At 47.1% G+C, this 21,992-nt stretch carries 21 protein-coding genes; 1 reads left to right on the forward strand and 20 read right to left on the reverse strand.

Going from position 1 to position 21,992, the window contains the following annotated elements; translation table 11 throughout:
- Nucleotides 1-7: 7 nt before the first annotated feature.
- The 8 genes from C1I38_RS07220 to C1I38_RS07255 all read right to left on the reverse strand — a co-directional run bounded on the left by C1I38_RS07220 (nt 8) and on the right by C1I38_RS07255 (nt 6,935).
- Complete coding sequence (locus tag C1I38_RS07220) at nt 8-985, reverse strand: HlyD family efflux transporter periplasmic adaptor subunit (RefSeq protein WP_020492580.1); 978 nt, start codon at nt 983-985, stop codon at nt 8-10.
- Nucleotides 986-1,010: 25 nt separating this feature from the next.
- Nucleotides 1,011-1,811 carry a peptidoglycan editing factor PgeF gene (gene pgeF, locus C1I38_RS07225; protein WP_083916797.1) on the reverse strand — a complete coding sequence of 267 codons (801 nt, stop codon included), beginning with the start codon at nt 1,809-1,811 and terminating at the stop codon, nt 1,011-1,013.
- Nucleotides 1,812-1,898: 87 nt separating this feature from the next.
- Nucleotides 1,899-2,156 carry a YlmC/YmxH family sporulation protein gene (locus C1I38_RS07230; RefSeq protein ID WP_020492579.1) on the reverse strand — a complete coding sequence of 86 codons (258 nt, stop codon included), beginning with the start codon at nt 2,154-2,156 and terminating at the stop codon, nt 1,899-1,901.
- 69 nt (nt 2,157-2,225) lie between these two features.
- A complete protein-coding gene (sigG, locus tag C1I38_RS07235) occupies nt 2,226-2,999 on the reverse strand; it encodes an RNA polymerase sporulation sigma factor SigG (RefSeq protein WP_020492578.1) in 774 nt (257 codons plus the stop codon).
- Between the two features lie 80 nt (nt 3,000-3,079).
- The gene (gene sigE / locus C1I38_RS07240) at nt 3,080-3,817 is read right to left on the reverse strand and encodes an RNA polymerase sporulation sigma factor SigE (RefSeq protein WP_020492577.1); all 738 of its coding nucleotides are present in this window, start codon (nt 3,815-3,817) and stop codon (nt 3,080-3,082) included.
- A complete protein-coding gene (locus C1I38_RS07245; protein WP_020492576.1) occupies nt 3,817-4,710 on the reverse strand; it encodes a sigma-E processing peptidase SpoIIGA in 894 nt (297 codons plus the stop codon). Before C1I38_RS07245 ends, sigE begins: the two co-directional genes overlap by 1 nt.
- A gap of 227 nt (nt 4,711-4,937) precedes the next feature.
- The gene (locus C1I38_RS14370; protein WP_282432353.1) at nt 4,938-5,390 is read right to left on the reverse strand and encodes a peptidoglycan-binding protein; all 453 of its coding nucleotides are present in this window, start codon (nt 5,388-5,390) and stop codon (nt 4,938-4,940) included.
- Between the two features lie 267 nt (nt 5,391-5,657).
- On the reverse strand, nt 5,658-6,935 hold the full coding sequence (locus C1I38_RS07255; RefSeq protein WP_020492575.1) for an ABC transporter permease: 1,278 nt from the start codon (nt 6,933-6,935) through the stop codon (nt 5,658-5,660).
- 194 nt (nt 6,936-7,129) lie between these two features.
- Between C1I38_RS07255 and C1I38_RS07260 the strand changes: the two genes are divergently transcribed.
- Complete coding sequence (locus C1I38_RS07260) at nt 7,130-7,744, forward strand: TetR/AcrR family transcriptional regulator (protein ID WP_020492574.1); 615 nt, start codon at nt 7,130-7,132, stop codon at nt 7,742-7,744.
- Between the two features lie 323 nt (nt 7,745-8,067).
- On the opposite strand, the gene C1I38_RS07265 is transcribed toward C1I38_RS07260, so the two are convergent.
- The 12 genes from C1I38_RS07265 to C1I38_RS07320 form a co-directional block, all read right to left on the reverse strand.
- Nucleotides 8,068-8,955: a DUF3102 domain-containing protein gene (locus tag C1I38_RS07265; protein WP_119774504.1), complete on the reverse strand. Its 888-nt coding sequence runs from the start codon at nt 8,953-8,955 to the stop codon at nt 8,068-8,070.
- Nucleotides 8,956-9,289: 334 nt separating this feature from the next.
- Complete coding sequence (gene ftsZ, locus C1I38_RS07270) at nt 9,290-10,354, reverse strand: cell division protein FtsZ (protein WP_020491925.1); 1,065 nt, start codon at nt 10,352-10,354, stop codon at nt 9,290-9,292.
- Nucleotides 10,355-10,506: 152 nt separating this feature from the next.
- Nucleotides 10,507-10,851 carry a small basic family protein gene (locus C1I38_RS07275; protein ID WP_020491924.1) on the reverse strand — a complete coding sequence of 115 codons (345 nt, stop codon included), beginning with the start codon at nt 10,849-10,851 and terminating at the stop codon, nt 10,507-10,509.
- A 13-nt stretch (nt 10,852-10,864) separates the two neighbouring features.
- Entirely contained in the window at nt 10,865-11,590 is a 726-nt protein-coding gene (locus C1I38_RS07280) for an FtsQ-type POTRA domain-containing protein (RefSeq protein ID WP_026156385.1), read from the reverse strand.
- 61 nt (nt 11,591-11,651) lie between these two features.
- A complete protein-coding gene (murA, locus tag C1I38_RS07285; RefSeq protein WP_020491922.1) occupies nt 11,652-12,914 on the reverse strand; it encodes a UDP-N-acetylglucosamine 1-carboxyvinyltransferase in 1,263 nt (420 codons plus the stop codon).
- A gap of 21 nt (nt 12,915-12,935) precedes the next feature.
- Nucleotides 12,936-13,811 (reverse strand): UDP-N-acetylmuramate dehydrogenase, encoded by an 876-nt coding sequence (murB, locus tag C1I38_RS07290; RefSeq protein WP_020491921.1) that lies wholly within the window; start codon nt 13,809-13,811, stop codon nt 12,936-12,938.
- 65 nt (nt 13,812-13,876) lie between these two features.
- Nucleotides 13,877-14,986, reverse strand: coding sequence for an undecaprenyldiphospho-muramoylpentapeptide beta-N-acetylglucosaminyltransferase (gene murG / locus C1I38_RS07295; protein WP_026156384.1), 1,110 nt, complete (start codon nt 14,984-14,986; stop codon nt 13,877-13,879).
- A complete protein-coding gene (ftsW, locus tag C1I38_RS07300; protein ID WP_026156383.1) occupies nt 14,987-16,099 on the reverse strand; it encodes a putative lipid II flippase FtsW in 1,113 nt (370 codons plus the stop codon).
- Between the two features lie 81 nt (nt 16,100-16,180).
- On the reverse strand, nt 16,181-17,548 hold the full coding sequence (gene murD / locus C1I38_RS07305) for a UDP-N-acetylmuramoyl-L-alanine--D-glutamate ligase (RefSeq protein WP_020491918.1): 1,368 nt from the start codon (nt 17,546-17,548) through the stop codon (nt 16,181-16,183).
- 18 nt (nt 17,549-17,566) lie between these two features.
- Nucleotides 17,567-18,574 carry a phospho-N-acetylmuramoyl-pentapeptide-transferase gene (gene mraY / locus C1I38_RS07310; RefSeq protein ID WP_020491917.1) on the reverse strand — a complete coding sequence of 336 codons (1,008 nt, stop codon included), beginning with the start codon at nt 18,572-18,574 and terminating at the stop codon, nt 17,567-17,569.
- A 467-nt stretch (nt 18,575-19,041) separates the two neighbouring features.
- The gene (gene murF, locus C1I38_RS07315; RefSeq protein WP_020491916.1) at nt 19,042-20,451 is read right to left on the reverse strand and encodes a UDP-N-acetylmuramoyl-tripeptide--D-alanyl-D-alanine ligase; all 1,410 of its coding nucleotides are present in this window, start codon (nt 20,449-20,451) and stop codon (nt 19,042-19,044) included.
- Nucleotides 20,441-21,919: a UDP-N-acetylmuramoyl-L-alanyl-D-glutamate--2,6-diaminopimelate ligase gene (locus tag C1I38_RS07320; protein WP_020491915.1), complete on the reverse strand. Its 1,479-nt coding sequence runs from the start codon at nt 21,917-21,919 to the stop codon at nt 20,441-20,443. Before C1I38_RS07320 ends, murF begins: the two co-directional genes overlap by 11 nt.
- Between the last annotated feature and the right edge of the window lie 73 nt (nt 21,920-21,992).

A 21,992-nucleotide genomic window follows, 5' to 3' on the forward strand; every position in this document is an offset into this window, starting at 1 on the left:
TTAAAAATCAGGACTTCACATACATGCCTTCAATACCTTCTCGCGGATTAACGACAACCTGGATACCCTCCGGAAGACCTTCGACACAGGCTAAATTTTCATTGCTGTCCTTGATGATGACACTCTGGTAGTGGATCACGCCATCCTCCAGGACATAGACTCCCTTTTCCTCACCGGAGGTGCACAAGGCACTGGCCGGAACGACCAAGCCCCTGGTCGAGGACTGAAATCTCCAGGCAATTTCGTGTATCCTGTTCTCCGCGGTACCTTGCACATATTGACTAAAGCGGATCACTGCTCCTCCAGGTTGCGACGAAAGCTTCATGACCGTACCATAGTATTCTTCGTCATCAATCACAAACTCAACAACATCTCCAACAGCCAGGGAAGCCGGGATTCCCAGATATACAAACACCCAGCTCGGATAGAGGTTGTTCACTATCTTACCAATTGGAGAATGCAGACTAACACTGACCGTGGTATTCTGACTGTTATCCGCAGGTTGACTGTTCTCCTGGGCAGTCTCTGTCTGCTCAGATTCTTTCCCATCATTTTGCGTCTGGACCAATAATCTGTCTAGATCCATATTCATCAAATTTTCCGGTGTCATGATCTGTTCCAGCCCGTCCCGATGTGAATAAAACAGGCCCGAAACCGGTGCGCTTATCCATATTCCTGAGTCAGATTGCTCATGTCCTACTCCGGCAGGGATCACCCGGGCTACTGATTCACCCTTTTTAAATCTTCTTCCTTCCTCACCTACCAGTACAACGGTTCCTTCAGCTGGCGCTGTCAGTACGGTTTCCGTATTGGCAAATACGGCCTTTACTGTTTTTTCGTGTTCTACAAGGCCCTGATGAACAGTCTCGAACGAAAGTGAGCCAGCAATCCACGATGACCGGTAATCCCAAAGGAATAGGCCAATTACAGACAAAACCAATATAATAAAAAATACATTCAATCTTTTTCTGGTTTTTTTAGCCATCCTCTATTCCTCTTACAAACAATACTTATGAGAATCCAATATAAGCGGCCATCCTGCCGGTTATCCCTTCTCTCCTATAAGAAAAGAATTCTCCAGGATGACAGGATGTACACATTTGAGCGATTAATATATTCTCTGCGCGAATTCCGGCGGAAATCAGCAACTGACGGTTTGCTTCCTGCAAATCGAGACTATACTCACCCGGTGCTGTTTCCGAAAGCACGGAAGGTTCATTCCATTTTTCTCGAAATATTGAAGCGACGGAATCTCCAATGACATAACAGCAAGGTCCGATGCAGGGGCCGACCGCGGCCAAACATTCTTCTGCATTAGCTCCGGCTTGAATTATCCTGTTCACCATTTCTTGGACAATATTGCCGGCCGTTCCTCTCCAGCCGGCATGCGCAAGCCCAATGATTCTGCTGCGCGGATGGAAAAAGAAGACAGGCACACAATCCGCATAAAAACTAAGTAATCCTACATCCTGCGCCGTAAGTATCCCATCACAGCACGGTAGTGCCGATACCAAGTTCTGCATACCCCTCCCCCGGTCTGTTTCTGTCACAAATCGAATAGCGGTACCATGAACCTGTTCAGCGGCGACACAATCTTCTGGTGAGCGTCCTATTCCGGCTAGAAATATTCGTCTGTTATGTAAAACATCCTCAATCATATCGCCGACATGCAAAGCCATATTCAAAGAGGAATAAGGCGGGCTGCCGACGCCTCCGCCCCTGGTCGAGAACACGGCGGTTACTCCGTGAAGGGACCATTTAGGAATTGTCAGGTAAGCCAGTTCCCCGACCGTTTGTCTTTCCCATGCCATATGATTATACCTCATTGCAGTCAAACCTTAAATCATTTCTATTTATTATATCGAAAAAAACCTTTGAATACAGCTCTTTTGCAATTTTTAATAGTTGATATTGATTAAATCCCTGCCATCGACCAGGATTACATCAATACCAATTTTAATCACTTTTTCCCAAGGAACAAATACGTCGCCCGTTCTCCCGTTACCAAAGAAGCCTTTCGCCCGGGAGGAAGCCATGATAACGATCCCTTTCACAATCCCTTTTTCCAAATCCAGATCAAGGTCGATGACCGGCCCTAAGCGCCGCCCGTCCTCTATATTGATAATATCGAGTACCCTCAATTCAGAGACTCTCATGGCAAAGCCCCTCCTCTCACTTATTATCATATGAGGAGGGGTTACAATCATGACATATTTAAATTGAATTCAGACATGCTTACGCATATACTTCAGAGCTGCTTTTTCCAGGCGGGAGACCTGGGCCTGGGAAATCCCAATTTCTTCGGCCACTTCCATCTGGGTCTTGCCCTGAAAGAAACGTAGCGAGATAATCTTTTTTTCCCTTTCTCCGAGTTTGCTCATACCTTCCTTGATCGAAATTGATTCCAACCAAAGTCTGTCCGACTGTTTGTCATCACCGATCTGATCCATAACAAAAATCGGATCACCGCCGTCATGATAGATCGGTTCAAAAAGCGACACGGGTTCCTGGATTGCATCGAGCGCAAAGATAACATCTTCATGGGAAATTTCCAGTTTTTCGGCAATCTCATTGATTGTCGGCTCCCGCGAGCACTCGGACGCCAACTTGTCCCGAACCTGCAGGGCTTTATAGGCGATATCCCGCAAAGATCTGCTGACTCTGATCGGATTATTGTCCCTTAAATAGCGCCGTATCTCCCCAATAATCATTGGGACAGCGTAGGTAGAAAACTTGACGTTCTGACCAAGGTCAAAATTGTCGATTGCCTTCATCAGGCCAATACAGCCTACCTGAAAAAGGTCGTCCACATGCTCCCCTCTATTGCTGAACCGCTGAATCACGCTGAGCACCAGGCGAAGATTTCCCCGGACTAGCTGTTCACGGGCCGACTTGTCCCCGGCTTGAAATTTCAAAAACAGTTCTTTCATCTTGGCACCACTTAAGACGGGCAGTTTGGACGTATTCACTCCGCAGATCTCAACCTTGTTTAAGACCATTAAAATACCCTCCAGATGTGGTTTTTCATGGTTATTCTCTGGAGAGTATGCCCTGACAGCAGACAAGTTATTCCAAATCGTTATTCCAGCCGGACAAATTCTTTCCGCAGCCTGCGTATAATGCGCTTTTCGAGTCTGGATATGTATGATTGCGAGATTCCGAGGCGGTCAGCCACCTCCTTTTGCGTCTTTTCTTCGCATCCGCCCATGCCGAATCTAAGCTCCATGATCAGTTTTTCGCGCTCACTCAGACTGCCCATAGCGAGATCCAACAGCTGCCTGTCAACTTCCTCTTCGATCGGGCGCGAGATGATATCATTCTCGGTTCCCAGTACATCGGACAGAAGCAGCTCATTGCCATCCCAGTCGATATTCAGAGGTTCATCGAAAGAAACCTCTGTCCTTATTTTATTATTTCTACGCAGATACATCAGAATTTCATTTTCAATGCAACGGGAAGCGTAAGTGGCCAGCTTGATTTTCTTGGCGGGATCAAAGGTATTAACCGCTTTAATCAAACCGATCGTCCCGATCGAGACCAAATCCTCAATACCGATTCCCGTGTTCTCAAATTTGCGGGAGATATACACAACTAGTCTTAGGTTGCGCTCGATCAGCATATCTTTCACCGAAAGGTCCCCATGCTCTAGTCTCGTGATCAGATACTCCTCTTCTTCCAGTCGCAGCGGGGGCGGCAGGGCTTCGCTGCTACCGACATAGAAGATCTCCCTTACCCGGTGCAGTTTCAGGGACAAAAAAATTAATTTACTCTTAAATACTGACATTACTGCCCTATAGTACCGTTTAATGCGATTCATCAGGCGATCTCCTCCTTGCCAACTGGCATTTGAATATGTTCCGGATGCAGTAGGGCCACAAATTTGCCTTCCGAATTAAGACCATGCGGGACTAAGGCAGCGGTAACTGCATGTTCCCATACTTTTCCCCCCTGACGGATCTTAACAGATCCGAGCCGGATTCCCGGCAGCCAGGTCTGTCCATTGATTCCCCTGGCGGAGATAAACACCATCTTTTGTATACAAGGGTCTTCACTGTTCCAGATATAAGTCCAGGGGTTGGCACTTTCTCTCCAAGGCATAAGCAGAAACCTCTGAATTACTTCCGGCAGGGCTTGGGCCACAGCTTTTTCTTCCACGACCATTACAGGTGTCCCGGTCAGCGGATCCCGCAGTTCGTTTCCGGTGTCCAGCAGTGCCTTAATCTGCGCCTGCCGGCCATTCTCAAAAGACAGCTCAACCTCATAGCAGACATTGTCCAAAAACAATGTCGTTTTTTGGATTTTCTCCCAGACCTGGCATCCTGCGATCAGAATCAGGGCAATCACAGGCAGGACCCATAAATCCTTTAAAGCCAGCCCTGAGCCTTCCAACCCAAGCCAGCCTGCCAGCGCATAATAACTTCCGGCGCTTAAGGATGCCAGAAGGCTGAAATACAGGAGTCCTTTAGCCAGATCAGGGATTGTTTTGGTCTTTAAAGCCACTGCGACCATGCCAACAGGAATCAGGATTCTGGAAGCAGTGATGACCCATGAGGGTCCAAAGATGATAAATACGATTGGCAGCTCACCAAGAAGAACTGCCCCAAAAAGATTTAAAATCTGTATCTTTTTACGAAGCAGATGAGCCGTAAAAACCAACAAAAAAGCATCCATAGCCCCATTGATGAACAGAATAATATCCAGGTAGACCATACCCGAAATCCTTTCTGCGCGAAGTTATTCTCATTAACAAATTATACCTCTGTGCCGTGAGAAATCCTGTCGCTTTAAGTGGGCTTGGAACGCGATTTTTTTGGCTAAGGGAATACAGATTATGATGGATATTTGGCGATTGTGGAAGGTTGATGATGCTCTATTTGCCATAGGCTTAAAATTATATTTTATGTTTCCCACAAGTGTATTACAAATAAAACAAATAATTATATTGTCTTGCTGCGGATTACCTGATCCAAAACTGTAAAGGTCTGAGGTCCCGCAATACCATCTTGGATAAGTCCATAATCCCTTTGGAAAGCGATCACAGCTTCCCTGGTCTTAGGCCCGAATACTCCATCAGCCATTCCCGGGTTATAGCCGAGTTCTTGAAGAATAGACTGCAATGTCGCAACTTCCGGACCCCGGGAACCTACTTTGAGAAATGCAGGTTCAAAAAGAGTTCTATTCAAAGCTGCTGTCGTTGCCGGACCTACAATTCCATCCTGTACCAACCCGTTATTTTGCTGAAAGGCAATTACTGTTGATTGGGTACGAGGACCAAAGATACCATCTGGAGTTCCTGGATTATAACCCAGTTCAATCAGAGCGATTTGCAGTTGTCTGACATCATTACCACGCATCCCTAGCCTGAGCGTTCTAGTTAGCCGAAGGCTCATTGAAGCTACCCCCTCGATGTTAATTTAATTATCCTTATATTTTCTAGTAAGTTCTGGGCATTATCGTTTTTATAAGCTTACCACCATCTTATGTTTTCTTAGGGTGACTATGTGAAAAAGACCTGCCCCAAAATTTCCAAGTGCTTGGAAGCTCTTCGGTTATCAAAAAAAATACATGGCGGTGCCGCAAAACTACAAAAAAGTAGTTATGCAACACCGCCTTCTTTTATCGTGAATGAAAAGCCAGCAAAATTTTAGGATCTCTGTTTAAAACCCCAGATTTGAAGTTTTGCTTTTCTTAACAGGCATAAAGACAGAGAGGAAGGATAGAACCAAGCATATAGCTCCGGCCGACAACAACGATGTCATTGGTTTAATCATATTGGTACCGGCAAAATAGAAGAAATCCCGCATCACCTCTACGCCAAAGCGTAAAGGCATCCAGGAATATAACCAAAACTTTGACGCAGAGGAAAGCATTTCATAAGGCAGAGAAATCATTGGCAGCCCAAAAAAGAATACCAGCATGACAAGTACAATTCCCTGAGCACCTAATCCATTTACCAGCATTGACTGCATTAGGAAAAAACTGAAGCTTATCAGTGTAAAATATAAACAGAACTCAAAACTGTTCGGAACCGTCATTTTCAATAAGCCGTTTCCAACAATCAAGATAACCAACGAAGCAATGAAGCAAAACGCAATGGCACAAACGATCTGTATTCCAATCGTAAGTGCCTTTTCCGTTTTTTTAGTTTGCTCAACTTTCTTTATCACAAAAAAGAGGAGTATGGATGATATTAAGCCGGTCATCCAAGCCAACATTGTGACAGAAACAGGTGCATTACCATTGGCACTGTGATCGGGAATAACGTTAACTTTGTCAATGGTAAAACTTACGAGCGTATTCTGCTGCAGATTTTGCATCATTTGCCTCTGCGCTTGCATTGCTGCGGCTTGGGCGGAAGCCGTCTGACTGGTTTGCTTTGACGGGCTTTGACCGATCTCCGGAGTTTGTTTAGTAGCGCTGGCTAGCTGAGCTGCTAGCTGTGTTCTTAATTTGTCATTGATACCCGTCTCCATTTTTCCCACAACCTGCGTCAAAATATTGGCAACGGTTTGACTCATTCCGTTGTTGACATATACCTCAACTTCACCAGGCGTCTGGTTTGCACTTGTGACAGACATCACCTTTTTACTAAAGTCCTTTGGAATAATCAGAGCACCATAATATTTCTGATCATTCATTGCATCCATCGCCTCACTTTTGTCAGTGAGAATCGTCCACTTAAAGGCTGAGTTGTCCTGGCCGCCGATTGATGTCATTACCGATTCTACTATTTTTTGCCCAAAATTTAATTCTACTCCGGACTGCAAGGCTACTCCCTCATCCTGCAAAACTAAAGCCATAGGCGCACCTTTCAATTCAGCATTAATCGTTGATCCTAAAAGTGCAATTGTTAGCACAGATGCAAATAGAATCATCACTGCTAATCCAATCCACAATATTTTTTGTTTTAAAATACCAACAATAATTTCCATCATCTCAACCCTTTCCCTATTTTCTTTTATAGGCTGTAGTCTTGGGCTATGTAATTCACCCACACCGCTATTGAAATCAACACAGTGTTGATTTATCATAAAAATACCATAGAAGGTTACCGTGATCAATCAACAGATCATTTGGAAATGTTTATATTTCCACGTATCTCCCTAATTGTTACATAGGAGTGATTTTTATGACGAGAATCGCTGGACCAAAAAAGTCCATTCAGACAAAACGCATTTTCATGGATGCTTTCATTGCGTTAAATCATGATAAAATGATTGATAAAATGAGTATTAAAGAGCTTTGCAATCGAGTCGGGTTAAATAGGGGAACATTCTATCTTCATTTCCAGGATATTTATGATTTACGTGAGCAAATTGAAAACGAGTTGCTGAATGGTATGAAAGAAATTTTTCTTGAGTTTAGTAAAGATATCATTATAATAAGAGACCCTCATCTAGCAAGAAATGCCTTCAGCAGTATACTTGCCTATATCCAAAAGCATCACTTGTATTTTGAAGCCCTTCTCGGCCCAACCGGTGACATCTCGTTTATTAATAAAATCAAAGATAATGTGAAGCTTTTGCTCCTTGATAACTTATTATTACGCGATAAGGAAAAAAACATAAATAAAGACCATTACGAATTAATTTTAGAATATGGTCTATCGGCAAATGTCGGTATTGTCATATATTGGATAAAAAATGGTATGAAAATACCCATAGATGAACTGGTTACCTTATATAACGAACTAATGTTTAATGGCTTGGCTCAAGGTATTTTAACCCCCAATACTTCCTCCTGAATTCTGAAGGAAATATAATGGGTTATGAAGCACAAGGTAATCAATGACATGTACTATTTTTTTGAATTTTTATAGTTCAAACTTAGCTACGGTTCATATAATAATATGAACCGTGATCAGGCAAAAGATGAGAGGGGGCGAGGCCGCCGGCAAATCCTGATTGCCGTCAGCCCGCCCCCTCTCTTAATCTTTTATGCCGGTACTGCCTGCTTACGCTTGTGGAGGATCATAAAGGTCATTGTCCATTGTTTCGATGACCTTTATATCCTTTGTTAATTCGCTCATACATACTATACTTAGCTTGTCCAAAGGTTCTAAAAAAATCAGGAACGAACTCTAAGCGGTTTCTTGGGGGGCGGCCACTCTTTAATCGTCTCTGCCATGTATTCAATCAGCCGATTGGCCTCTTTTCTTTTTTCTTCTTTCAGGTTCGGATCGATATGCGCCAGATTGGTGAGCGCTGTCGTCAGATCGAAGAAGGTATCGGCGATTGTTTTGCAGCAAGTGTCGCATTTTTCTACATACTTGATGTGAGCGTCCGGGTCATGTTCGGTTTTAAGGTTGTGGGTAAAAGGGGCTGTTGTTGCAGGGGGGGCGTTACCGGCAGAGGAGGCATTGTTGGCAGATTGCGCTTCTGCATTGACATTTTTCGGATTTGTTGGCCTTGATGCAGCCTTAGCCTGCTCATTCTTTAATTCGGAGATGGTGCTGTCGATCGTCTCCAGCCCTTTTTTAAGTGCTTGATTCTCCTGAAGAGCCTGGTCCTTTTCCTGAAGCGCCTGTTCCTTCGCCTGATTGGCCTGATCTCTGTCCTTCAGAGCCTGCTGCAGCTCCTGTTTCGTCATACTGCCGACGTTATTGTGCGCGATAAATTCCTCCCGCTCCTCTTCCGGTAAGCCCAGCAGGAGGAGGGCCTGGGTGTAAGTCAAAATCGACACTGGTGTCGATTTTGACCTGTCGGATCCGTCAGAAAATTTAGGCCCGTATTCTTCGTAGAGTTTGATCAGTCTTTCGGCAGTTTTCTGGGAATAGCTCACAGACTTTGCCAGCCACTTACCCCATTCCCCGTGTTTGACCAGATCCTTGGCTTCCAGCAAACGACGGCCGATTTCAATGGCGCTGGTAAGCAGGATTTTTTTGGTCTGGCAGGTTATCATATTTATTTCAGCCGCTATGACAAGCGGCGTGCGTTCGCCGGTCGAGTTATCCATGCCGCCCGCCCTTTCATTATGAGTCTAATTACAGCATATGCAGATGGGCTTCGGGTGGTGAGGGCTTGGCTTTTATTAAAAGATAGGTGTATGGCCTAATCAGCACTGTTCATGAGAAAGGGAACGTAACGAAAGCTTTAGTTTCGATGCGTCCCCTCATATGATCTTTATGCTGATTCCTTCAAATATTGCAGACTTGGAGTAAGCCCAGAGGTTTCAAAATGTTAGTGAGGCTGCGACAGCCCATGAAAGAGTTAAAGACAAAGCTAAAGACGCCCAAATGAGACGCCTTCAGCGTTGAATAGAACCAACTTTTATGATTAAAAGTTAGTGCTTATCTTTTATACTTCAGGAAATTCGGGATATCCACATGATCCTTGAAAGGATTGTAGTCATCCATTTTCACAGCTTCCTGCGGGTTCTTTAGTTTTTTGACAAAGTTGGACCGCTGGTCAAAGCCTGTGGCAATGACCGTTACCCGGACATCATCTTTTAGGTTTTCATCGATGACTGCACCGAAGATAATGTTAGCCTCCTGATCGGCTGCTTCGCCGACGATTTCGGAAGCTTCGTTGACTTCAAGCAGGGTCAGGTTCGGACCACCGGTGATATTCAGCAGGACACCCTTCGCCCCTTCAATCGAAGTCTCGAGCAGCGGGCTCGAAATCGCTTTGCGGGCAGCATCAACCGCTCTGTTTTCTCCGGAAGCCTGTCCAATTCCCATCAGGGCAGAACCAGTATCAGACATGATGGTCTTCACATCAGCAAAGTCGAGGTTGATGAGTCCCGGAATGGTGATCAAGTTGGATATGCCCTGAACACCCTGCAGTAGGATGTCATCAGCAATGCTGAAAGCTTCCTGGACCGTCGTATGTTTATCGACAACCTGCAAGAGTCTGTCATTTGGAATGGTAATCAGCGTATCAACCTTTTCCTTCAGTTCAAGGATCCCTCTTTCAGCCTGCATGGCTCTTTTGCGTCCCTCGAACGAGAAAGGCCTTGTAACAACGCCGACTGTCAAGGCTCCAATTTCCCTGGCGATCTCGGCAACAACGGGAGCGGCTCCCGTTCCTGTTCCACCACCCATACCGGCGGCAACAAAAACCATATCGGCACCGAGCAGCGCTTTGGCAATCTCGTCACGACTCTCTTCGGCCGCACTGTGACCGATCTCCGGATTAGCTCCTGCACCGAGTCCTTTGGTGAGTTTAATGCCGATTTGTATTTTTTCAGCTGCTCTGGACATTTGAAGCGCCTGAGCATCTGTATTCAGCCCGATGAACTCTACTCCTTTAAGACCAACGGAAATCATTCTGTTTACGGCATTGTTTCCGCCGCCGCCGACCCCAATTACCTTGATCCGTGCAAACTGCATCTCATCACTAATGAATTCGAGCATCTTTTCCCCTGCCTCTCCTTATTCTAGTCCTCATCTATTGGTTATGTTTTTCCGATGTAAACGGTTAATCGTCAACCCAACTATATGAGTTCGAGATGAGAAACTATTACTCCTCTTTTTCCGTCATAATATTTAAATTTTTTTCGTTCCAATCAGGTTTTATGATATCTATTAATGATATGCCGGCGAATAATACTGATGTTTTGGAATAATCTGGTGCCAAAGGCCACCACGGCAGCAAGATACAGGTCGACGCCTATTCTATCCCCGATAAATGCCAGCAGGCTGGCCATAATGATATTGACGATAAAACCGCTGAGGAAGATCGTACTGTCAAAATGATCTTCCTGATAGGATCTTATACCACCCATGACTGAGTCCAACGCGCCTAAAATCGCTACTGAAAAATATTTGGTATAGTCCACCGGAATACTAAACGGACTTATGAATCCAATTAATAGTCCAAGAATTAATCCGAAAACCGGTAGTAGCCACATAATCTATCCCCCGCTATCTTCCTAAAACAGGTTTCCCTGCCGTTAAATCAATATATTGAATTGCTTTTTCTACGGTTTTGTATTCTTCACTGTTTAACAATTCCTGAAGCAGCTTCAGCTTTTCGGTAAACTCGGTGTCAAATCCTATTTTCACTTCAATACCGGAGGTCAGATAAAGACTTATTTGCCCGTCCGTTGTGCTGTGAACCTCTCCAATCAGCGGCAGTAGTTCCGCAGGGGCTTGTCCCAGCAACAGAAGGGCCTTGTTTAGGTTCACATTGTCAATCTTTTGTCCAGGGCCGATTGTTTCAGGGACTTCGACTCCGGTCAGCACTGGATTGTCTTCCGCGGGCCAGGAATCATAAAATTTCAGAATGACGCCCTGCAGATCCACGACGACAACCCCGTCGCTGTTTAAGATCATTGCGGCCGGTACACGTTCCTGTACTTTGATCACCAGCGTTGCCGGAAGTTCCTTTTCTACCTGCGCCTGATCAATCAGCGGATGAAGCTTGACCTTCATCGCCAAGGCTTCTGTATCGGTTAGAAAAATATTCTCACCTTTTACGGTTCCCAAAAGCTGCAATACTTCATTCTCAGTGACATTGCTTAATCCTTCTGCCCTGACTTCCTCCACGTTAAAAAAATCCGATTTGGAAAACATATAAAGTCCTACAGCAATGAGACAGATCAAAGCCGCCGCATAGATCCAAAATGTATTTGATCTGGTGTGAGCCAAAATCTTCCTCTCCCGCTCTCGTTTTATCTATTTTACATTATCCGCCCGGCAAGGTGCAACATTATTGTTTGACGACCCGCTGTATTTTTGCTCCCAAAGCCCTGTATTTTCCCTCGAGATCTTCATAACCCCGGTCAATGTGATCGATTCTCTCCAAGACCGTGCCCTCTTCGGCAGCTAAAGCTGAGAGAAAGAGAGCTGCTCCGGCACGCAAATCAGTTGCTTCCACAAACGCACCTTCGAGGTTTGGCCTACCGGTAATAATTGCCGTTCTTCCCTCAACGGTAATCCTGGCTCCCATCCGTCTCAACTCAGCGACATGCTGGAAGCGGTTTTCAAAAATCGTCTCGGAGACAATGCTCGTTCCGTCAGCAATCGTTAGCATTGCCAGGAATTGCGGCTGCATATCGGTCGGGAATCCCGGGTAGACCAGCGTTTTTATTTCGAGCGCTTTAAACTGTCCATTTTGACGTACCCTGACGCTGTCTCCATAAGGAGTTACTTCAGCCCCTCCCTGGCGCAGTTTGGCAATAACGGGGCCGATATGTTCGGGAATCACGTTTTCCACTAGGATGTCTCCGCCTGTCATAACGGCGGCGACCATATGCGTCCCGGCTTCTATCCTGTCAGGGATGACAGTATGTTCTGTACTCTTAAGTTTCGCGACGCCGTCGATGCGCAGGACGTGAGTCCCGGCCCCTCTGATCCTGGCGCCCATTTTATTCAGCAGATTCTGCAGGTCAACGATTTCCGGTTCTCTGGCCGCATTGCGGATGATGGTTGTTCCTTCGGTCAAAACCGCAGCCATCATGATATTTTCCGTAGCCCCGACACTCGGTATATCCAGATAGATATCTCCGCCCCTGAGTTTCCCCGCTGTGGCCTCTATGTATCCATGTCTCTCTTCAACACGTACGCCGAGTTCCTGCAGTCCTTTAATATGTTGATCCATTGGACGTGTCCCAATCGCACAGCCGCCTGGTCTGGATATTTTAACCCTTCCGTTTCGTACGAGCATCGGGCCTAAAATCAAGTTGGATGCCCGCATTTTTCGCATTAGCGCATCATCGACAATGCAATCATTCAGTGAAGAGGAATCAATGGTCAGTTCATTTGAGCCGAATTGTGTTTTACAGCCAAGGCTTTTCAGAACTTCACCCATACAAAGAATATCTGTGAGATGAGGAATTCCCTGCAGCTCTGTTTTCCCATCGGCCAGAATGGCGGCTGCCATGAGCGGCAGTGATGCATTTTTTGCTCCGCTGGTCCGAATACTTCCCTCAAGTCTTTGTTTTCCCGTAATGACATAACGATCCATCGTCATGTCTCCTCCTCCTTTTGCCAATTAAATGACGCGTATTTCTGTTTCGAGTTGTATATCAAATTTTTCGGATACATCTTTTTGAATTAGTTGGATAAGTGTTAAAATGTCAGTGGATGAGGCGTTCCCTCTATTCACAATGAAATTGGCATGTCTCTCAGATACCTGAGCATCCCCAAGGCGACGTCCTTTCCACCCTGCCTGTTCGATTAGCCTTCCCGCGGAGTCTCCGGCAGGATTGCGAAATACACTTCCTGCGTTGGGATAATCTAGTGGCTGATGTTCTTTCCTTTTGGCCATAAGACCCTGCATCTGAGCTTGAATCACGGACTGATCCCCCGGATGGAGGGACAGCGTACATTCTAGGACAATGCATTTCTTTTCTAAAAGGGAACTGCTGCGATATCCAAAAGTAATCTGGTCCTTCGGCAAGACTTCAATGTTCCCCTCAGGCGTCAGCACTTTGACTTTCTTAACCAAATCACCCATTCTTCCACCATAAGCACCGGCATTAATGACTGCTGCTGCACCGAGTGTCCCTGGTATACCACAGGCAAACTCGAGCCCGCTAAGGCCGCTATCTCCTGCCTCCCGGGCCAGACGCATCAGCGAATAACCTGCTTCGGCCGTGACTTCTTCACCATGCCAACGAATGCTGTCCATGGCTGTAACAACAATCACCACACCCTTGAATCCGTGATCCGGCAGCAATACATTTGAACCCCGGCCCAGAAGCAGAAATGGTGTGTTGTTCTTTCTGCACGATTCAATCACAGAGACCAGTTCCTCAATGTCCCTAGGCCAGACAGCAAGTTTGGTCATACCGCCGACTTTCCAGGTATTCAGCTTTTTTAAAGAATAATCTTTTTCAATTCTACCCTTTATGTTCGGTAAGTACATGATATTCCTTTCCCTTTTCCTTACAGCATATCATATGCTGATACGGCTTGCAGTGTTAAAGAAGTTTATCTCCAAGCAGTCTGCAGGCAGAGATTGATAATGCGGTCTAAAGCTCCAGGCGCAAATGCCTCTTTGGCCCGCGCGGCCATTTCTTCTAGTTTAAACGAATTCAGCAACACTTTTTGAACATTATCCCACAGAATCTCCGCATTCAGTTCCTTATCTAAAATAACACAGGCTGCTCCCTTATTTTCAAAAGCCCTGGCGTTATATTCCTGGTGATTTTCAGCCGCATACGGATACGGGATCAGGATACCGGCCTTCCCTGCAGCCGAGATTTCTGCCAGCGTGGATGCCCCAGCCCGGCAGATGCACAGATCGGAGCAGGCAAGAGCTTCGGGCATATGCTCAGCGTAGGCTAAGATTCTCCATTGTTCTCTTTGCCAGTCAATATTACGCGTTTCAAGCTCCTGCAAAATCGTATCATGCGTCGCTGTCCCGGTTGCCCAGATCAACTGGATATCCGGGTATTCGGCCAGTTTTGGCAGGAGCCCGGTCAGCGCCTGGTTGATGCTCAGTGCACCTCTGCTGCCGCCGGTGACCAAAATTGTTTTCTTGCTGGGATCAAGACCAAAGGCCTTGGCTCCGGCTCTGCGGTCAATCTTGCCAATTTCTTCTCTGACCGGCAGGCCTACAACCTGAAGCTTGTCTTTTACCCCCAAATATTTTTCACTTTCCGGAAAAGTCAGTAAAATACGTTTGGCCATTCTGGCCAATATTTTATTGGTCTTGCCCGGAAAAGCGTTCTGTTCATGTAAAACGGTCGGGATACCAAAAAAGGCAGCTGTCAGGACGACCGGGCCAGATACATAGCCGCCGGTCCCTACAACCAGATCCGGACTAAATTCTTTCAAGATCTTTTTCGTTTCCCATAAGGCCCGAACGTTCGTGCCGGCTGCTTTCAATATTTCGGTACTTAACTGCCGCGGCATCCCTTGACCGGATATTCCAAGGAATTCGAGACCGTTTTCCGGAGCCAACTTCGCTTCCATACCGCTTCTTGTTCCAACGTACAGGATGCGGATATCATTCAGCCGCTCCTGCAGCGCTTTGGCAATTGCCATTGCAGGATAAATATGCCCGCCTGTACCGCCTCCGGTTACAATAACCCGCAATTAAAAGACCTCCTCAGATCTGCCCGCAGCCGCAGAAATATTCAAGAGCAGCCCGGCCCCGATCATTGTAAATAAAAGTGATGTACCCCCATAGCTTAGGAATGGCAAGGTGATTCCCGTTACCGGCAAAACGCCCGATACCACACCCATATTGATCATGGCCTGAATCCCGATCAGGGATGTCAAACCCACAGCCATCAAGCCAAGAAATGGTTCCGGTGCCAGCATCGCTGTCCGGAAGCCGCGCCAGATGAAAAGGAAAAAGAGCAGAACAACGAGTGAGGCACCGACAAAACCAAGCTCTTCTCCAACCATGGCAAAAATAAAATCTGTATGGTTCTCAGGCAGATAAAGAAATTTTTGTCTGCTTTGACCGAGTCCCAGTCCGAATAATCCGCCAGGCCCAAGTGCCAGGAGCGACTGGATCGTCTGATAACCCTTACCTGAAGGATCAGCCCACGGATCAAGGAAAGCAAAGATCCTACGCATTCTGTACGGAGCAGCTGCGATCGCGGCAACCACCATCGCCAGCCCGGCCAGACCAAGACCTGCCATGTGCCACATTCTGGCCCCTGCGGCCAGAAGCATAAAGAAAACCGTTGCAGCAATTACCAACGTTGTACCGAGATCAGGCTGCAGCATAATCAGGGCACAGACCACACCCAGCAAGGCCAGAGAAGGGATGATGCCCTTACGGAATGACTTGATCCGATAAGGATTTACGGCAAGGAACCTCGCCATAGTCAGTACCATGGCCAGTTTCGCCACTTCGGAAGGCTGGATGGACATCGGACCAAGTCCAATCCAGCGGGTTGCACCATTCACTGTCCTGCCGATTCCCGGGATCTTAACCAGGATCAGCAGAAACAAAGCTGCGTATAAAATAGGTTTCGCCCATTTATGCAAAAACGCGATATCAATCATGACGGTGACACCCATGGCCGCAAGCCCCAGAGCTACCCACAGCAGGTCCGCTTTAAAATAGTGATAAGGATCCTCATAGTACAGGTAGCCTTTCACAGCACTGGAACTATAGGTCATGATGATCCCGATCAGCAGCAATATAAGAATCACACCTAGTAGAACCGGGTCGACCTTTAGGAATTTTCGGATCACATAGCTCCCCCCTCCAAAATCATTCGGGTTCCGGAATGGTACTATGTTTACACCGACATTTTCCAGTGAATCTTAGTATCATTCGGGTTCGCTATAATGCTTACGCACCAAATCCTTAAACAATTCCCCTCTTTCTTCATAACTTTTAAACATATCCCAACTTGTACAAGCTGGCGACAGTAAGACGACGTCGCCCGGCATTGCCTCAGCAATAGCAATATTGACTGCATCCTCAAAATCAAGCGCCCGGATAATGTTCGAGAACCTTAAGCAGACAGCAATCTCCTCGAGCTCCGGAGCAGCCATCCCCACTAAAATCAGACTTTTTACCCTTTTACGGGCTTCCTGCAAGAATTCCGTCATATCAAGACCTTTGTTTTTACCTCCAGCAATCAGCACAATCGGTTCCTCATAGGACTGAAGGGCTTTAATCGATGAATCCGGATTGGTTCCCTTGGAATCATTAATATACAGAATATCTTCAAATCTGCCAACGATTTCCTGGCGGTGTTTCACCGGCCGAAAGTGACGCAGTACGTCAGCAATTTTGGAGATATCAAGTCCGAACTCGAGCGCAGCTGCCACTGCAGCCATCACGTTCTCAAGATTATGGCCACCCTTCAACAGCAGTTCCTTGCGTCCGATGATCGTCGCGGCAACGCTATGATCTTTTTTCAGGACAATATCCTCTCCATTTAAGCAGATTCCGTCTGGCAAATTTTCCTTCAAGCTGAAGAATATCACCCGGGCCTTGGCTATAGCGGCTAATTCTTTAACAGTCGGATCATCCCAGTTTAGAATGGCCAAATCCTGTTCCGTCTGGTTTTCAAGAATCCTGGCTTTAGCTGCAGCATACCTCTCCAGTGAACCGTGCCGGTCCAAATGGTCAGGGGTCAGATTCAAAAAGATCGCAATGTTCACCCTGGTCTTATTAATCAGTTCCAGCTGAAAGCTCGAAAGCTCTGCAACGACAATTCCATTCTGATCAAGATGTTCAACCTGGCCGCATAAAGCAAGCCCAATATTCCCGGCAACGACCGTCTCACGTTTGGTTTCCTTAGCCAGTTCTCCGACAAGCGTCGTGGTCGTCGTTTTGCCGTTACTTCCGGTTATGCCGGCAATCACTGCCCTTGAATCCCTCAAAGCAAGCTCTACCTCGCTCCAAAGTGGAATACCCGCCGCTGAAGCCTGCCGGATAAACGGCAGGGACGGAGAAACACCCGGCGATAAAACCAATAAATCAGGCCTGATCTCTTTCAGATCCGGTTCCCTTTCCAAAATAAGGTGAGAAGCGTCCAGTTTCAATTCATCTATGCCTGTAAGCCTGTTCAAAGGCTGCATATCAGTAAGAAAGACCTCCGCCGCTTTGCCCTGAAGCTTTCGGGCCGCAGCCAGGCCACTCCTGCCACCGCCTACGATCAGTACTCTTTTTTGGGCTAATTCCACAATACGATCCCTCCAACCTTAATTGATCATTAACCAAAAGGCGCTAACTCCAATCAATGTGAAGATGGCCGCAGCCAGCCAAAAAACACGTACAACCTTTTTTTCACTCCATCCGCCTAATTCAAAGTGATGGTGCACCGGACTCATCCGAAATATCCTCTTCCCCCGGGTCTGAAAAGAAACAACCTGAAGAACAACGGACAGACCTTCCAGGACAAAGACCCCGCCGAGAATCAGCAAAACAAGTTCACTCTTGCTGAGGACCGAGATCGTAGCCAGCGCTCCACCTAGAGCAAGTGATCCACAGTCACCCATAAAGATCCTGGCTGGATGAATGTTGAACCTTAAGAACCCCAGACAGCCTCCCGCAATGGCCGCTGCAAAAACTGCGAGGTCGCTGGAAGAAACATCAATGCCGTCAATAAATCCTGTCCGCGCCGCCAGATAAGCGATGCCGACATAACCAACAGCTGAAATGACTGTACAGCCTGCGGCCAGTCCGTCCAATCCGTCTGTCAGGTTAACCGCATTGGACATATACACCACAATAAGTATGACCAGCGGATAATAGAAAATCCCTAAATCTATTTCCAAAGCCGTAAACGGAAGTTCTACCGTTGTACCTCTACCAAGGTACAGGGTGGAGACTCCGACTAATATCACCGCAAGCAGGATTTGCCCGGTCAGTTTTTGCCAGGCCCGTAAGCCAAGATTCTGCTTCCTGATTACTTTTAAAAAATCATCCAAAAAACCAAGCAAGCCAAAGCCCAAGGTCACAAGGAGCATGGTTATTATTCCGGGTGAATAAGGCTTTTCCGCAATCATTAGCACTCCGGCTGTTATTCCAATAAGAAATATAAGTCCGCCAATCGTCGGTGTCCCGGCCTTGGCAAGATGCCGTTTGGGGCCATCCGCTCTGATACTTTGACCAAATTTTAACGTACGCAGAACCGGAATCAAAAAAGGTCCCGCCAGAAGACTTACCAGCAGGGCAATTCCTGCCGCCAAATAGATTTTTTCCGTCACTTCCCGAATGTTCCTTTCTTAGCCTTAATCACTTAATTTGAAGTTGTATACACACAAAACTTAGAGAAAATTACTCTATCGGGTAGGTCTGCGAGCCACAATACCGCTCTTCGGCGAATTGCGCCATCCATGGCGCAAATGCCGCGCTCCGCAATCCGTGCTCCGCTTGACGCGGAACTGTGGCTCGCAGACTGATCACCGGAGATAATAGACGTATTTGGGACCAGTTCAAGATGCTTTGTAGTTCTTTGCTTTCAAAGAAGTGCTATACTTGATACCTATTTGCCTTAGCGTGTAAGCGGTGGTATGAAACACCTGAAAGAAATGCTTTCATATCTTATAATTAGTCTGCAGGCCACTGTTCCGCGAAAAGCGGAGCATGGATTGCGGAGCGCGGCATTTGCGCCATGGATGGCGCAATTCGCCGAAAAGCGGTATTGTGGCCTGCAGACAGACCCGAGAAGAATTCACTCTTCACGCTTCAAAGCGCCGCTTACGCGTTCCATCCTCATGCCGCGAGATCCCTTAACCAATACCCAGACGTCACTGCCCATCTCCTTAATAAGTGACTTCGCAAGCGAAGCGGCCTCAGCGCATTCGCTGCAAACATGAATGCTGGAGGCGGGAAAACCTGCCTCCGAGGCTCCTTGCGCAATATCTTCAGCCATTTTGCCGACCGTGATCAGCGTGTTGATTCCCAGCTTCGCAGCAGTCTTACCTACATCCCTGTGACCGGGGACGGCAGAATCCCCCAGTTCATACATTTCACCAAGCACTGCGATCGTTTTTGCCCCTCCGCTTTCAGCCAGCACGTGCAGTGAAGCTTTCATGGAGGTAGGATTCGCATTATACACGTCATTAATGATCGTACTCCCGAAAACGCCCTGCTGAATCTCGAGCCTCATTTTGGACAGTTCCAGTTCTTCGAGTGCTTTGGCTCCTTCAGCCAGGGATACCCCTTTAGCCAGCCCAACACTCAAAGCCGCCAGTGCATCGAGCACATTATGCTCTCCTGGCAGCGGGAGGCGAACCTCAGCTCTGTCCTCGCCGGATACAACTTCAAAACACGTCGTTAGCGTCCCGGAGCTGTGGATATTGACAGCATAAACATCTGGAGACGCATATTTACCGGAAATCCCGTAGAAGACTTTTTTCACATCAGCAGTGGCTGCCTTGCTGACACTGAACGCATCCTCCGCATTTAGCACGGCTATGCCTCCTTCCGACAGAGCGTCAACCAGTTCCCATTTGGCCTTCGCAATATTCTCCTGTGATCCTAACAACTCCAAATGTGTTGTCCCTATATTCGTGATCACAGCAACCGAAGGGCTGCAAATATCGCAAAGGGCCCTAATCTGCCCGAGTCCGCGCATTCCCATCTCCAGAACCATGATCTCGGTTCCTGCCGGTGCATTCAGGATGGTCAGCGGCAGCCCGATCTCGTTATTATGGTTTTCCAGATTTTTATGAACCTTAAAGCTTTTAGCAAGTACGGCAGCCGTCATATCCTTGGTCGTAGTTTTGCCGCAGCTACCGGTAATCCCAATGACCACAGGATCGAGCGTTTTTCTCCACGCCCTGGCTAAATCCTGCAAAGCCCGTAGAGAATCCTCCACAGCAATGATTGCTTTGCCTGCGGGAATAACCGGAATTCCAAATTCTTTCAGGCTGTGGGTTTCCGCCAGCACAATCGAGGCTCCAGCTTCAAAGGCTTTGTGGATGAATAGATGCCCGTCGGTTTTTTCTCCCCTGATCGCAGTGAACAGCACTCCTTCGGAAGCTGCCCTGCTGTCAATGACGCATCCCTTAAAATAAGCCGACTCCGAACCGTAAAGTCTGCCGCCGAGAATTTCGGCAATCATACCGCTATTCCACATAACCCAATCTCCTAAGAACTTTATCTGCTTCTTCCCGGTCATCAAAATGTATTTTTTCCGTACCGAGAATCTGATAGTCTTCATGCCCTTTGCCGGCGATAAGTACCGTGTCCCCGGAACCGGCTGCCATACAGGCTTCGGCGATCGCACTGCGGCGGTCTTTTATCACCTTGTAATTGGCTGATTTAAGCCCCGGAATAATATCTTTAATAATTTCATCAGGATCTTCAGTCCGGGGATTATCTGAGGTTACGACAATATAGTCACTAAAACGGCTGGCGGCTTCTCCCATGAGCGGCCTTTTTTTTCGGTCCCTGTCACCGCCGCAGCCGAATACTGTGATCAGTTTTCCACCAGTGATTTCTCTGGCCGTACGCAAAACATTTTCCAGGCCGTCTGGTGTATGGGCATAATCGACAATGACCAGAAAAGGTTGGCCTTTGCGAATGCTCTCAAATCTGCCCGGAACCCCTTTGATACTGTGAAGCGCTTGCACCACAATCTCAGTCGGATATCCGCTTTCCAGTGCCCAGGCAATTGCGGCTAGGACATTGTAAACACTGAATTTACCAGGGGTACTGTAAAAAAGTTCGGCGCTTTTCCCGTGAAAAAGCACGTCAAATTCAACACCTCTGTCTGAAAGCCTGATATTCATAGCTCGGTAGTCCGCCTCGTGATCAACACCATACGTGACTACCCTGCAACCTGCCTGTTCTTTCAGAAAAGCGCAGGAGCCGTCGTCAGCATTGAGCACAGCCAGCTGGCCGGCTTTTCCGCCGTTCAAGCCGGAGAAAAGCAGCGCCTTCGCTTTGAGGTATTCCTGCATATCCTTATGGTAATCCAAATGATCCTGGGTCAGATTGGTAAAAATCCCGGCATTGAATACACAGCCGTTGACTCTTCCCAAATCGAGCGCATGCGAAGATACTTCCATCACTGCAATGTCTACATTTTCCGTGACCATTTCAGCCAGTAAATGTTGAATTTCCGTGGATTCCGGTGTAGTATGCTGGCCGGGATATGCGTTACTTCCGATTCTGCTGCCGAGCGTGCCGATCAGACCGGTTTTCTTGCCACTTTGCTGCACAATCCGCTCAATCAGATGCGTCACTGTGGTTTTGCCGTTCGTCCCGGTTACACCGACAAGTTCAAGTCGGTCGGATGGTTTCCCGAAGACCTCACCAGCTAAAAAACCCATGGCCTTCCGGGTATCCGCAAATTTAAGCTGGGGTACGGCTAGCGGCAGGAACTCCTCCACGGCTAACGCTGTAGCGCCGGCCCGGACCGCAGCCTCGGCAAATGCATGACCGTCCGCCTGATAACCTCTAATGCATACATATAGATTGCCCGGAGATACCATCCTTGAGTCATGGGTGATCCCATTAATTACCGTCTGCGTATCTCCAAGCACTTCAACCTGTTTCATAGTGTCAATGATTTCCGCCAGTGTTTTTTCAGAACTAGACACGAGCTACACCTCTTCTCAGCTATCTTACCACAATCATGCTTTTTTTTCTAACTCCATCCGGTTGTGACCTATC

It is taken from the genome of Dehalobacter sp. 12DCB1, from assembly GCF_004343605.1.
In the GTDB taxonomy this organism is placed as follows: domain Bacteria; phylum Bacillota; class Desulfitobacteriia; order Desulfitobacteriales; family Syntrophobotulaceae; genus Dehalobacter.